We start from the raw sequence: 14,372 nt of genomic DNA, 5'->3' as shown, positions 1-14,372 counted from the left end.
CCTTGATTCGCTTAGCACCGACTTGCGGTATAAGGCTAGGTCGTCTCTTTTTAGTGTTCCCGGATCGGCTGGTTAAGCTCTCATGCTTTAAACAAATTTTTCAAAAAACCTTACAATTTATCGCTTTAGGCGTTGGAATGCAACCCTTGCTTGCCACTGGACGAACGCTGCTTAGGATTCGGTAGACGCAAATCGATAGCGGGTTTGTTCCCGACATTTTCTAAAAACTTGCGCCTCCCGGCTAAAACATCAAGTAGATACAGGCGTTAGAGAGCGATCGCTCTGTTGAATTCCCGCTAAGTTTTGAGCGGTTTCGCTACAGTATACTTCACACGAATTATTCGGACTTTCAACCAGTTTTACCTTATGCAACTTTGCCCCTAATTCCCGGATAGGCTCTTGCAGAAGATTCCGGATATGAATGGCAATATTCTCAGCGGTGGGAACAACTTGGGCAAAGTAGGCGATATCCTTGTTCAGGAAAGTATGGTCAAACGGTTCAACCACATAATCTTCTACTACCTTGTTTAAGGCTCCTAAATCTACAATCATCCCTGTGCGCGGATCAATTTCGCCTTGAACTGTTACTTCCATGTGGTAGTTGTGCCCGTGACCGTTGGGACGAGCGCATTTGCCATAAATCTCGCAGTTCTCTTCGTAACTGAGGTTCGGATGAGCCAGTCTGTGAGCGGCGCTAAAGTGGGTACCAATTGTCAGATAAGCTTCCATTCCGTTTCCTTGATAGTCAGCCCAGAGTTCGGGATGTTCAAATAGTTGAATATTTACCAACGGTAAGTGAGGTGCTAGACGCTGCCAAATGGTTCGCGCGATGTTTTCTGTAGTGGGCAGGGTTTGTTGAAATTCCGACCACACATCGTTGAGATAACAGAAGTCTAGCTGACTGGTGACTTCCTGTTTGATCACCCGTTTGACTTCAGACAAGTTTTGCACCATGCCATACTCATCCAGATCCCCGGCAAGGGAGACAAACAAAACGTAGTTGTGTCCGTGTCCGGGCGACTGAGTGCAGCGACCAAACGCTTGTATATTCTCCGCTTGACTCAGTTCTGGCAGCCAATAACGGTGGCTCGCCGAAAACTGAGCGCGGCGGTTGATGATGCATCTCATAAGTCCAGTAACCAGCAGAATTATTAAGTTACGTAAATCATTCCCTTTATTCAGGATAATCGAAATTTAGGCGGGGATCTCCAATCTTTCTTGAAAAACTGCATCAGCAAAGTGAGAATTCAAAAGCGAAGATTCGCTCTCTAAAGCTCTTGAATATGCCACACTGAAGAACGGGAGAGAGTAGGCGCAGGTGGTTGCAGATTTGCCGTTTGTGCGAGTCTGAGGAAAGTCCGGGCTCCCGAAAGACCAAACTTGCTGGGTAACGCCCAGTGCGGGCGACCGTGAGGATAGTGCCACAGAAAGATACCGCCGGGATAATTAAACATTAAAAATGCAAAATGAAGAATTTTTAATGTTTAATTATCCCGGTAAGGGTGCAAAGGTGCGGTAAGAGCGCACCAGCAGCGTCGAGAGGCGCTGGCTCGGTAAACCCCGGTTGGGAGCAAGGTAGGGAATCACGGTTGGTCTTTTTCCGATTCCGTTTTAAAACCGCTTGAGGCGTCTGGTAACAGGCGTCCCAGATAGATAACCGCCCTTCCAGCGGCACTGCTGCTGTGGAGAACAGAACCCGGCTTATGACCGACTCTCTCCCTTAAATTGCTTTACTGTTGTGAACAAGAGCTAGAGAGGCGAGGGTGAGTCTAGCTCGAGAAACTCTCCGGCTCAACAGGCATTTGAAAAATTGGGTAAATTGAGCGATCGCCTATCGAGTCTTCCCGGCAAAACAGGACGAGCAAAGCCCAGTGTTAGTTGGCGATCGCGATCGCGCTAGTAGAGGCTGCAAGGACGAGCGGTCGGAAAAGTAATCCTTTTCTCAGGCTAAATCAATTTAATTAATAAATTCAGTGAAGCTTCATGTAAAAATGAGCTTGTTTTTCTCTTGATGCAGTCACAAAAGTCAAGACTTCAAGAAATTTTGCATAGCCACCCGTAACATTTAGCGGTAATCTGTCTGCCAGAAGCGATATTTACACGATTTTGAACTCTTGTTAATCAGGGTGGCTTAGTGGACATATCATTGTTCCGCTCGATTGCGAACCAATACCAAGAATTGCGTGGTATTCACACGATCGCAACGATGAACGTTATCGGCGATCTCCTCGAAGATCAGTTGCTCAACCACAAACTTCCGGTTGATTTGTTTGCTGGCTTCCAGCGTTTCTCTCACTTCCTTGAACATCTCCGTCGATATAGTTACTTAGGTGAGGTATGTCGGCGGGTCTTTATATTTGGTGTTCCCGACGTTCATCCGCCCGAAATTCCGGGAATCGAATTTATTGGGCTTGAGCCTAACTCAGCCTTGTCCAGGGAGCGGTTTTGGCTGGTTGATACCCCCGATTTCTGGACGGCGGTATTGACTCAAGCTGTGGAAGGGCCAGAACGCAACAGCAGTAGTCAAAGCTTTGATGGGCTGTGGTCTTACGATGAAGAGGTAGTGGCGCGGGTTTCGTTGCTGATGTCCCAAGTTATGGGGACGTTTTACCAGCCGATCCGAACGCGAAACTACGTTCAGCAAAGTGCCCACATTGCCGAAATTAATGGACGCTTGCTGGGACGGCTTAAAGAAGCCGAACTCACGAGTCACCGCCGTTGGGTGCAGCTTTCTACCTTGCATAAATTTTCCACCGCTCTATCGCAGTATCAGCCTTTGCCTTGTATATTGCGAGATGCGGTGCAGATATTATTTACCAATTTTGGTGCCGCCGATGCCGTCATCGCCCTCAACTTGAACAATGACAATTTTATGGTAGTTTCCGCAGCAGGCAACATCAGTACCAACAAACCAATTGTCGGAATTAGCGATGGAGCTAGCGGTAAAGCAATCAGTGAGGGTAGATTGATTTATGTTGAAGATGTGCGCCAGAATGGTTTGATGGAACCCCTGATGCCCACGGCTCAAACGCTAATGGCAGCGCCGCTGCAAGGTCGTCGTCGCGTTTACGGTGTGGTGACGGTTGGTGGTAGAGAACCAAAGCAATGGAATGAGGAAGACGGTCAGACTGTGATGGCGATCGCTAAAATGCTGGCGGTACTCATCGAACAGAAGACCCAGCTCAGCGGGGATGTCGTGTTACAACTCAGACGTGCCAAACACTTAGAGCAGACAATCTCCAAGTTGCGTCAACCCATCGCCCGCCTGCGCGATTTGCAGCAAAAACTCCGGGAAGAAGTCCACCTCTTACCAATTCAACGAGAACTGATGGCTCAGGTTGAGGCGCTGTTCAGTGATGTTGCAAAAATGATTGGGGTTCCCCTAAGTCCAACGCATTCCCATGAATCTCAGCTATCCTCCTCGTCAAAAGCAGCTGCAAAGTCTGATCCAAAAGTTAGGGCTTCCACCGCAGGTACCAGTGCAGTGGTCGCTCCTCAACTTAGCGCTCACCCACCCCACAATTTCGACAACGGCGAACTATGAGCAATTGGAGTTCCTGGGGGATGCGGTAGTGCGGATGGCAGCGTCTGAATTTTTATGGGAAGTTTATCCTGATTGTTCTGTGGGTGAATTTTCGGCAATTCGCAAGGTACTGGTGAGCGATCGCACCTTAGCCGGTATTGCAGATAGTTACGGACTAGATCGCTACCTGTTAATTTCTGAAAGTGCAGCAGGTGACAAAGCAGGTCTTACCTCGCGGTTGGCAGACGCCTTTGAAGCGGTGTTGGGTGCCCTGTACCTGAGTACGCATACCTTAGAACTAGTGCGTCCGTGGCTAGATTCTCATTTTAAACAACTGGCATCCGAAATTCGGACAGACCCAGCCTACCAAAACTACAAGGACGCCCTCCAGGAATGGACGCAAGGTCATTACCAAATGCTGCCAGAATATCGAGTCGAGGAAACCAGACGAATTCACGGCGATCCAGAACGTTTTACCGCCGAGGTTTGGCTGCAAGGGCGTCGATTGGGTCAAGGCAAGGGACATTCTAAAAAAGCTGCCGAACAAGCTGCGGCGAGGGAAGCTTTTTTAGCCATTAGCAATTAGCCTAGTTCATGGCTAATTTGAAGACTGGTTAATGGGGAATGACAAAGAACAATTAGCCAGTCTTTAATGAACAACGAACAATAAACAACGATGAAAACTGGAATTGCTGTGTTGGGGGCTGGACGCTGGGGTGTACATCTCGTGCGGAATTTCCTAGAGCATCCTCAATCCCGCTTGGTCGCGGTATTAGACCCGAAGCAGGAGCGCCTGGAAGCACTTCGAGAACGGTTTAAGTTAGATGACAGCGTGCTGCTAACAACCGAATGGTCCCAGGTGCAGCAGATGCCGGAAGTCGAGGCAGTTGCGATCGCAACCCCAGCCACGACGCACTACACCTTGATCGCTGATGCTCTCCGGCAAGGCTATCACGTCTTATCAGAAAAACCGCTCACCCTCGATCCGTCTGAATCCATAGAACTGTGCCGATTAGCAGAACAACAGCACCGGCAACTCTTCGTAGACCACACCTATTTGTTTCACCCAGCGGTTGAACGCGGTAAAACCGCTGTCCAATCTGGAATTCTCGGAGATTTGCGCTATGGCTACGCCACCCGTACCCATCTAGGCCCTGTGCGCCAGGATGTTGATGCACTCTGGGACTTAGCCATCCACGATATTAATATTTTCAACAATTGGCTTCAGGCAACGCCAACTCAGGTGCAAGCCAGCGGCACCGTTTTTTTGCACCAAGAAGCCGGAATCAAAGATGAAGTCAATTCTCAGACTCCTCCCTCATCCCTGATTTTTCATCCTTTAAGAGACCTTGTTTGGGCGACACTCACCTACCCTAGCGGCTTTCAAGCCTTCATTCATCTGTGCTGGCTGAATCCTGATAAACAGCGTCGCCTGTGTGTGGTGGGGAGTGAGGGAACTTTGATTTTTGATGAGTTACAAGCAGAGGCACCGCTAAGCATTCAGCATGGACGCTTTGAAAAGACCAGTGCTGGCCCTTATACGCCCGCCAATCAAAGCCGGGAAGTATTGAGCATAGAACCGGGCGAACCTTTAGGGCGAGTTTGCGATCGCTTTTTGAGCTGTATCCACCAGAACCAATCTTCAGAGATTTCTTCGGGATGGGTGGGTGCCCAGCTGGTACAGATTCTTCGATGTCTGAGCGAATCTTTACAACAGGGAGGACTGACGGTTACAGTTCCCCAGTCCGTGAAAAATTAAAGCTTCTTCAATTTTTCCTCTTTCAAGGCGATCGCGAAATCCTACGTCTCCCTGTATGTAAACAGAGAGATTGAAGAAAGAGTCTGAGGTAAATTTTCACCATTGAGATGCCTTCTATAAACCCCTCCTCGTCAACGAGGAGTGGGTTTCATTCCGCAGTCAAACAGATAGCTGAATTCTTAATTTTTTGCCGCATTCGTAGACTCAAGAGTTGGCAACACTGAAGTATCAATCATGGGCACGGCAATCTCCACGGTTGTGCCCAGACCAGCTCCTGCACTTGATAGCGTAATGCTACCTCCCATCAGTTCCATTAAGTTCCGAGAAATTGCGAGTCCCAGACCTGTGCCACCAAATTTCCGGGTCGTCGTGCCATCAATCATGACAAAGGGGCGAAAGAGCTTATGCTGTTGATTCGGATCAATACCAATCCCTGTATCGTGAACTGTTACAACAACACGCGCAGAAGGGACGAGACGCTCTTTGAGAGAGTTCGTAGTTCCTGTTAGAAGGCTTCGAGAAATGTTAGAAGCTCCATTCGAGATGCTAGAGGCATCTTCTCCTCTAACTTCTTGCCCATTGCCCACAGATGCCGCCGCCTGGATTTTTGCTTGTTCTTCATGACTCACTGTCGCGGCTTGAGCGACCCCATTCGATAAATGAGAGCTAGGAGGGACAGAATTCCCCACTGCCTGTTCTTTGCCATAACTGGTCTCTATCCGGGTGGTAATCGTAACGCTGCCTTTTTCAGTAAATTTAGTCGCATTGCCAACCACATTTAGCAGCACCTGCTTGAGTTTTGCGGGGTCAGTACGAACAGGAATCGATTCTGGCAAATCTGGTGTATTAAACTGCAAACCTTTTTGCTGAATCGGAACAGCCTGTAAATCAATCACTTCCTTAAGCAACTTTCGCAGATCGACTGGCTCCATGACGACGGAAAGCTTACCCGCTTCAATTTTGGCAATATCCAGAACGTCATTGATGATTCCCAGGAGGTGAATCGCTGCATCATCCGCTCGCTGTAAGAAATCCATCTCTTCTTCGCGGTCATCGCAGCAGTCATCGCGTACCAGGCGAATGCAACCAATGATCGCATTCAAGGGAGTTCTTAGCTCGTGAGAAGTATTCGCTAGAAACTCATTCTTCAGCTGGTTCGCTGCTTGTGCTTCTTTCCAGGCTGTTTCGATTTCTTCTGCCCATGCTTTCAGTCGCTCCACCATATTATCGAGGGCTTCCGATAATTGATTGAATTCCCGGATTTTGAAGTTTTGAGGAACTGGATCTGTAGAGTGAAAGTGCCCTTTCGACCCAGCATAGTCTCTCAATTGCTCCAATGGTAGCGCCAGTTCGCGAGAGATATACAGCGTTGCCAGCAGGCTAGCGGCGATTAAGCCAAATGTCAGAATCACCAGCACCTGTTGAATTTCTTTTAGACCTGATAAGGCACTATCTAAGCGAGTGACGGCTAAGATAACCCACTGGCGATCTGGCTGGTTGCTAATCGGGCTGGGAATCGGAGTATACCCTGCGAGTAATTCCACACCGTTTTTCTCGAAAGAAAACAAGTGCAGAAAATCATTTCTACCCGCGATCGCGTTTTTCATTACAGTTTCGAGCCGTTCTCCATCTGCCTCCTGCTTAATATTTCTTCCGACTCGTTGGGTAATCGGATGGGCCAAAATGGTTCCATCCTGGTCAATCACCACTGGATAGCCACTCAGAGACCCTGGTTTGGCACGCTCTTGTTTCAGCAGAGCTGATTGGACACTCAGGGCATAACGCAGAGAACCTGTGCTGTCATAAACAGGCGCACTGAAAATTAATCTTAGTTGGCTTTTTGGGCTGGGTTGATTCTCTTTTACGGTTGAATTCAGGGGGGAGATGCCTGGAAGCAGCGATTTCACCTGCACCTTGGAAGTGTCTAACAGTAATTCCTTTTGCTGCTGGGGCCAGCGACTTGTATCTAGCGTACTAATGGGTTCTTTCCCACAAGTGCTGGCAGTAATGTTTCCCGTTTCGACATTGATGAGTTGAATGCACTGGACTTGCGTCGGCAATTGTTGGACGAGTTGATTTAAAAATTTTTGATGCGCTTCTGGCGATCGCGATTGCAGTACGACTGCTTCACTTGCAGTCACTAAGTTGGCAGAGAGCGCTTTAATTGACTCGCTCATGCTCTCTCCTTTTCTCACTGCACTTTCGGTAAGATTTTGGCGAGCGGTTTCCAGTATGCTAGATCGTGCTTTTCTGTAGGTTACATACACCCCCATCAGCAGTACCGGGACGCTCAAAAGCAAAATGCGTGACAGCAGGATGCGACGGAAGGAGGATTGACCCGGCTTAGCCATAGGACTTCTCTAATTTGAGGTGTAAAACCCAATAGCAAGAATTCTCAAAAATCACCCCATCAGAGTGGGGGTATTGATTAGCCTACTTTTTTCTGGGTTAATCGTGTTGGTAGAGCGATACTGTTTGACAGATCCATTCCATCCTAGAACGGTTCCAGATCCCCGTATACTCTGGAAAGGTTGACTTTGTGGAATCTCTACACTAATTCCTGTAATATAAGCAATTCTTAAACTTTAATTAAATATTTGAGCGACCAGTAGCAATGACGGGATTTGTCTGGAAACGCCCTTCTACGACAGTTGTTTTGGCAATGAGTGCCGATGGCAAGATTGCGGATATTCGTCGCGATCGCGCCCGATTCTCATCTCCAGCGGATCTGGCGCACCTGGAAAAACAAATTGCACAAGCAGATGGGGTTTTATTTGGCGCGGGTACTCTCCGTGCCTACGGTACGACGCTGAGCGTAAGGAATCCCGATTTGCTGGACTGGCGACAACAGAGAGGGCGATCGCCCCAACCAGTCCAAATTGTTTGCTCTCAATCAGCCAATTTCGACTCCCAATGGCGCTTTTTTAGTCAACCCGTACCTCGGTGGTTACTTACAGGAGAGGCGGGTGCCAAGCGCTGGCAAGGATGCTCAGAATTTGAGCGGGTTCTAGAAGTAGAGGCGACGACCGATGGAATTAGCTGGATTGCGGCTTTTCATCAGCTCTGGGAGCTAGGTTTGGAACATCTAGCTGTCCTAGGAGGTGGGGAACTCGTCGGTGCTTTAGTAGCGGCTGATTTAATCGATGAATTCTGGCTCACGGTTTGTCCATTAATTTTAGGAGGAGCGACAGCACCGACGCCGGTAGAAGGTTCTGGATTTTTGACAGATTTTGCACCTCGGCTAGAACTCTTGTCAGTCGAGTCGATTGAGCAAGAAGTTTTTCTACACTACCGGCGGCAGCGTTAGTTGAATTTGGTAATTGTAGATGAAAGTTGACAATTATTTGCACAATCTCTCTTGCACGGACGAAACAGAAATAATGATGAAAATCGCTCAGACACTCATTGTTAGGATTTATAAACTAATTTGACCGAGAAGAAGCGATCGCGCCTGTTTCGGCTGTGCTCATCTGAGATCGCACACTTGTCTCACATGACATTGAGTAATTAGGCGGGGAGTATCAAACCTCCGTGTAGAAAAATTGCTTCTCCGTTAATCCCTAGGAGCAATTCTTTGTCAGCAATCATAAAAAAAAAGAAACTCAGCCAGGAACTTTCCTTTTGGGTAAACGTCACCTGCCAACCTCAATCCCTAGCGAATGAAAAGGAATCCAAAGCGTTAGTAGCGACTGACACAATATTGTTGTAGAATTCCAGCAAGTATGGTGTGTTTTGAGGAGTTTTAGACCCGTGAAATCCCAGTGGAGAATAGAGAAAACAGCATCCTCAGCGCTAGTGTTTACAGCCTTTGGCTTACTAGCAGTTAGCCTCTCCCCGGCGATTGCAGCCACCGATATCGACCCAACCACAGCTGCTGAGGCAGTCCAGTCTTCAACTCAGGGATTCTCGACATCTACAGATTTAGCGACAGGAACGGATGTAACCGAGGCAAAAACGACAGCAAATTCGCTGGCGGCAGCTGCATCCGAGGGAACACTCGCATCGGCGAATGTACTGCCAGAACTAAAAGCATCGCAGACGGAATCGGCACCAAGTTCGCCTAGTTTAGCGGCAACTCAAGAATCTGCCACTGCGGTAAATTTAACCCCCCCAACTGAAACAAGCCAGTTGCAACCGGCAGCTAGTTTACCAAAATTTTCGACTACAAAGTCTCCTATTTTGTCTGCTAGCCGTCGCAGCTTGGATACATCTTTCACTGCATCTGCAACAACAAAAGAGGTTCGCACTCTTGTAGACGCAGCAACTGTTAGCAATCCCAACACCCTGCAAGCTCAAGCGCTGCCCTCTGAAGAGGCTAGCGAACAAGTGCTTCCAGCGGGCGATCCTTTGGAAATGGGAAACCCAGAGGACATGGAAGCCAACCCATTGGATCAAGTCACCAATGTGTCCCAGTTGAGCGATGTGGAACCAAGCGACTGGGCTTACGAAGCATTGCGAAGTCTTGTAGAGCGTTACGGCTGTATTGCAGGCTATCCCGATGGCACTTTTCGCGGCAACCGGGCACTCAGTCGCTATGAATTTGCCGCAGGGGTGAATGCCTGTCTCCAGCAAATTGAGAAATTAATTGCCGCTAGTTCGGCTGATGCAGCTACCGAAGCGGATTTAGAAACCCTGCGACGACTCGTTGATGAGTTTGGACCGGAACTGGCGACCCTGCGGACGCGGGTAGATAACCTGGAAGGTCGTACCGCCTTCTTGGAAAGCCATCAGTTCTCAACCACGACGAAGCTATTTGGACAGGCAGTTGTCGGCGTTCAGGGACGCAATGAGAATGAATTTGAGTTGTTCCTGAACCGAAAATCAACTGGGAACCGATTAGAAGACCAGAATACAAATCCCAACGTCATTAGCAACGTCCAGTTAAGTTTGTTCACCCAGTTCAGTCCTCGCAGCCTGCTACTGACTGGATTGCAAGCGGGTTCTGGAAATTCGGGACCTCGTTTGCTCAATAACGACATGGTTTTCTTGGGATATGAAGGAGACACTGGAAACGACATTGTACTGAGCGACCTAACTTATCGTCAGTTAATCGGTAATAACTTTGCCTTCATCATCGGTCCGGAAGGGGTCAACCCAGTGAACGTTTTCCGGGGAGCAAACCGCGTAGAAAGTGCCGGTCAAGGGCCACTTTCCCGCTTTGCTCAACGCAACCCAATTATTAATACCGGGGGACGTGGAGGCTTAGGCTTTGACTGGCAAGTCAATCCACGGATTAGTTTACAAGGCGTGTACTCTGCCAGCAGACCCGCAGATGCTTTTCGTGGGGGTATCGGCGGTGGACAAGATGGAGAAACCGCAGCTGGCTTGCAGTTAGTTGTATCGCCGCTGAATACGCTTGATATTGCCCTGCAATACGTCAACTCTTACTCTCCGTTTGGAAGATTGGGGACTGGCGTTGGCGATGATTTGGTTCTCTTACCGACTCCGGCAGGCAGAGGACCGATTAATACGAATGCTTTTGGTGCCAGTTTAGAATTCCGAGCAACGCCCAATATTACAATTGGCGGTTGGGGCGGCTACACGACTTCTGACCCGCAAGGAATATCAGGAAATGTAGAGACATTCAACTGGATGGCTTACCTCAATTTCCCCGATCTGCTTGGTGAAGGCAACCTCGGCGGTATTTATGTCGGTCAGCCGCCCAAAATTACCAGTAGTGACCTGCCAATTGGAAGAAACTACCCTGATTTTATTAGTGAGGGTGGCTTTGGAGATGAAGGCGGTCAGCCAGGAAGTACAACTCACGTAGAAGCTTTCTACCGCTTCCGAGTTTCCGACAATATTACGGTCACGCCAGGAGTGATCGTATTATTTAATCCGCTTCACAACCAGGACAACGACACAATCACAATCGGTGCCATCCGAACCACTTTTACCTTCTAAAAGTAGGCTGAAAAGTAGCGATCGCTTTGTCAGGGAGATTCCTTCAGGGATCTCCCTTATAACTTTATAAAAATATTACAAATAACTTCTTAAGTAATTTCAACGCCAACCTCGTAGCAACCGAAAATAGGGCAATTTTTTAAGTGTATTTACGTATATAAAACTAGTAAATAACTTTACAAAAACTTTGCAAAAAATTGGGAACTCGTTGAGAAACCAGACAGTCATTTATCCAAACACGGGCACAAGCAAAGCCAAGCAAGTATGACCCAGTTCTACTTAATGCTGGTCACACTCGCCCTAATGCTTATTCAATCAGGATGCTGTTATTACTCTCTTCTAATACTTCTAGTTCTGAGCTTGCTCAGGATGAATGCTGAAGAAACTTATGATCCCCTGTTGACTATCGAATTGAGCTAGATTCTGCTATTCACCCTGTCCTCTACTCACTGATGGAGTCCTAACATGATTGCGAAATCAACTAAGTATGCTGTTTGTTTCGGTATCGCTGGAGGCTTGGCGATCGCTCTAGCTCCCACGGCTCAGGCCCAGACGGCTACAACGACTGCTGCTCCTACGACTTCTACTTCCGCTACAAGCACTCAATCTCAGTCGATATCGATCACAGGCGGTCTGTTAGGAGGGCAAGCTGCCTTCTTTTCACCTTTACAGTCACAGACTACTACTGGGACTACTGCTGGTACAAGTAGCCCGGTTTTGTTTGACGCTGCCGTCACCACGCTGCAACTGCAAACAACTTCCGGAAACACCAGCGCAGCTCGCTTCGTACCCCAGGCAGCAGACTTCAAAGATGTCGGTGCTGGAAATGTTGGTCGTCCTGGAAAAGATGACACAGGTACCTTCATCGGTACCCTATCAGGTCTAGCCTTCACTTCTCAAGGCGCGGCTGTTCCCTTCTCGAACATCCCCACGAAACTACAGTTTACTCTGAATTCCTTTGCCAGCAGCGCCTTTTTAGGCGGTTCGTTGATTTCTCCTAAAGAGACAGGTTCGGCTCCGCTGGTTTTCCTGCCTGTTACAAACGTCAAACTATCTACTCAGTCCCAGGCTAACTACACTACCAAATCTGGGGTTTTAGAAGTTGGTAATTTTGAAGGCAAACTCACTGCGGGCAATATTGGTTTGCCGACATCCCTGAAGTTCAATGGAGGCAGCTCTGTTCCTCTTCCTCCATCTACTAGCTTGGGACAAAAAACAAAATTTGAGCTGGAAGGGCAAGGATTCGGAACCTTAAGCAGCACTTTTTCCGATCAGCCTAATACAACTCAAAGCTCCACAACTGACGGCAGCGGGACGCAAACAGGTGGCACCACAACTAGCGGCACCACAACTGGCGGCACCACAACTGGCGGCACCACAACCGCAACCGGCACGTCAACGGATGGCACCACAACAACTGGCGGCACCAGCACAACTAGCCCAACTACAACCGCAACCGGCACGCAAACAGGTACTCAAACTCCCTGCGGCTGCGATACTGACACTGCAACCACAACCGATAGCGACGACTCACAAACAAGTAGTCAAATTACAAGTGCTGATGGCACCGGCACCGGCGACGCACAAACCTTGAGCAGCACTAACAAGGTAGCCTTCAGCAGCAATAATGCTCAAACCAAATTCAAAATTGAAGGCGAAAAATTCAAGATTGAGGGCACCGGAGTTGGCACAGATATTAAACTCGGTGGCACCACTAAGCTTGAGCTGACAAATCCCAGCGCTTTTAGCAATTCTGCCATCAAGTTCAAAGTTACAGGCGAAGGGAATGGCATCACCTCGATAAATGGCAACACCACGGTTGGCTATCTAAGCGATAACAGCAAAACCCAGTTTGAATTTGGGCAAGAAGGATCGAACGCCTTCAAACTCAAAGGTGAAAGTCAAGGTCGTACCCAATTCACTGTTGGTGCAGTTGCCAGCCAATTGGGTGGAACAAGTGGATACGATGTTGCTACGAACAATACCTCTTACCAGAGCAGCAGCAGCTCCTACTCGACAGGTGCAGGTGCAGCTACAGGCCAAAACACAGGCTTTGGTTCTAAAACAAGCTTGAGCTACAACCTCATCTTCCAAAATGATGGTAACTTTAACACCGTCATCAACAACTCTAGCGGCAGCTTCGGTGGTGGCAGCATAGGTACAGGTAGCAGCGGCGGCACCAGCGGCGGTGGTAGCTTCGGCGGCAGCACAGGCGGCAGCACAGGCGGCAGCACAGGCGGCGGCACCAGCACTGGTAGTACAGGTGGTAGCGGCGGCGGCAGCGGTACCAGCACTAGCGCAGAGGGGAACGGCGGATCGCTTATCACCATTTACAACAGCACAACCTTCAATCTGATTTCTCTGTCTAATTCCTTCGTCCAAAGTTCTAATAAGGTCTACAACGTTGCTTCCACGTCTAGTGGCCCTGTTGGAGTCTTTGTGGAGAAAGGTCGTGGCAAGCAAAGATTGCTGGTTGTGCGCCAAAATAGCCGAGGTCTGGCTCTCGGTACCTACAAACAGAAGAAAGGTCGGGCAGTCGCAGCCTATCAGTCAGTGGGACCAGAAAGCCGTCTAGGTTTTGGGTTGGTCGGTCTGCGTCAGGTTTCAACCGAGCAGGTTACTAACGTGGAAGGTGACGCTGGCGCTGAAACCAACGACAACACCAACACCAACACTAACGACAACACCAACACCAACACCAACACTAACGACAATACCAATACCAACACCAACACCAACACCAACACCAACACCAACACCAACACCAACACTAACGACAACACCAACACCAACACCAATGACAATGGTGATGACGATGGCGATGATGATGGTGATGACGATGGCGATGACGATGATGCGAACACATCGACTCCTGAAGCCGATGACGAGGGCGATGATGATGGCGATGATGATGGCGACGATGATGACGCCAGCACATCGACTACTACTCCAACCACAGGTGGTACAGAAGGCTTAAATGCTGCCCCATCCAGCGATACAACAGCCCCTGCTACTCAACAATAGTCACAACTCAAACAGATAGCGCGCTATCTGTTTGAAGACAAAGGTTTAGCTCATGCTCCTGAAAACAGGAAAATAGACCAACAACAAGGTGTTCTAGTTTGAGTTAGACCAATCGTATAGCGATCGCCTCCAAGTCATGGACTGGAGGCGATTTTTTTGGCA

At 48.7% G+C, this 14,372-nt stretch carries 8 protein-coding genes and 1 other RNA gene; 7 read left to right on the top strand and 2 right to left on the bottom strand.

Features of this window, described 5'->3' with window-relative positions; translation table 11 throughout:
- Positions 1-249: 249 nt before the first annotated feature.
- Positions 250-1,128, bottom strand: a complete 879-nt coding sequence (locus tag NDA03_RS06815) for a 6-carboxytetrahydropterin synthase (RefSeq protein ID WP_190412802.1) — start codon at positions 1,126-1,128, stop codon at positions 250-252.
- 176 nt (positions 1,129-1,304) lie between these two features.
- Between NDA03_RS06815 and rnpB the strand changes: the two genes are divergently transcribed.
- From rnpB to NDA03_RS06795, 4 genes are all read left to right on the top strand, one after another.
- Positions 1,305-1,720, top strand: an RNA gene (gene rnpB, locus NDA03_RS06810) — RNase P RNA component class A.
- A gap of 414 nt (positions 1,721-2,134) precedes the next feature.
- Positions 2,135-3,544 carry a DICT sensory domain-containing protein gene (locus NDA03_RS06805; protein WP_190429667.1) on the top strand — a complete coding sequence of 470 codons (1,410 nt, stop codon included), beginning with the start codon at positions 2,135-2,137 and terminating at the stop codon, positions 3,542-3,544.
- Positions 3,480-4,109: a ribonuclease III gene (rnc, locus tag NDA03_RS06800; protein ID WP_190527984.1), complete on the top strand. Its 630-nt coding sequence runs from the start codon at positions 3,480-3,482 to the stop codon at positions 4,107-4,109. Before NDA03_RS06805 ends, rnc begins: the two co-directional genes overlap by 65 nt.
- 90 nt (positions 4,110-4,199) lie before the next feature.
- On the top strand, positions 4,200-5,282 hold the full coding sequence (locus NDA03_RS06795; protein ID WP_190527819.1) for a Gfo/Idh/MocA family oxidoreductase: 1,083 nt from the start codon (positions 4,200-4,202) through the stop codon (positions 5,280-5,282).
- 179 nt (positions 5,283-5,461) lie between these two features.
- On the opposite strand, the gene NDA03_RS06790 is transcribed toward NDA03_RS06795, so the two are convergent.
- Positions 5,462-7,633, bottom strand: coding sequence for a sensor histidine kinase (locus NDA03_RS06790; RefSeq protein WP_348237656.1), 2,172 nt, complete (start codon positions 7,631-7,633; stop codon positions 5,462-5,464).
- A gap of 263 nt (positions 7,634-7,896) precedes the next feature.
- Here NDA03_RS06790 and NDA03_RS06785 point away from each other — a divergent pair, with 263 nt between their 5' ends.
- The 3 genes from NDA03_RS06785 (at position 7,897) to NDA03_RS06775 (ending at position 14,210) form a co-directional block, all read left to right on the top strand.
- The gene (locus NDA03_RS06785; RefSeq protein WP_348237655.1) at positions 7,897-8,589 is read left to right on the top strand and encodes a RibD family protein; all 693 of its coding nucleotides are present in this window, start codon (positions 7,897-7,899) and stop codon (positions 8,587-8,589) included.
- A 443-nt stretch (positions 8,590-9,032) separates the two neighbouring features.
- Complete coding sequence (locus NDA03_RS06780; protein WP_348237654.1) at positions 9,033-11,186, top strand: iron uptake porin; 2,154 nt, start codon at positions 9,033-9,035, stop codon at positions 11,184-11,186.
- 465 nt (positions 11,187-11,651) lie between these two features.
- Entirely contained in the window at positions 11,652-14,210 is a 2,559-nt protein-coding gene (locus tag NDA03_RS06775) for a hypothetical protein (RefSeq protein ID WP_348237653.1), read from the top strand.
- Positions 14,211-14,372: the final 162 nt, after the last annotated feature.

It is taken from the genome of Trichocoleus sp. Lan (assembly GCF_039961855.1).
Lineage (GTDB): Bacteria > Cyanobacteriota > Cyanobacteriia > Cyanobacteriales > FACHB-T130 > FACHB-T130.
This window is presented reverse-complemented; position numbering and strand designations above follow the sequence as displayed.

What these genes read in the sequence shown, in the direction of transcription:
- NDA03_RS06775 (WP_348237653.1), top strand. Translation starts at nt 11,652, where the DNA reads ATGATTGCGAAATCAACTAAGTATGCTGTTTGTTTCGGTATCGCTGGA.
- NDA03_RS06795 (WP_190527819.1), top strand. Translation starts at nt 4,200, where the DNA reads ATGAAAACTGGAATTGCTGTGTTGGGGGCTGGACGCTGGGGTGTACAT.
- NDA03_RS06790 (WP_348237656.1), bottom strand. Translation starts at nt 7,633, where the DNA reads ATGGCTAAGCCGGGTCAATCCTCCTTCCGTCGCATCCTGCTGTCACGC.
- NDA03_RS06815 (WP_190412802.1), bottom strand. Translation starts at nt 1,128, where the DNA reads ATGAGATGCATCATCAACCGCCGCGCTCAGTTTTCGGCGAGCCACCGT.
- NDA03_RS06785 (WP_348237655.1), top strand. Translation starts at nt 7,897, where the DNA reads ATGACGGGATTTGTCTGGAAACGCCCTTCTACGACAGTTGTTTTGGCA.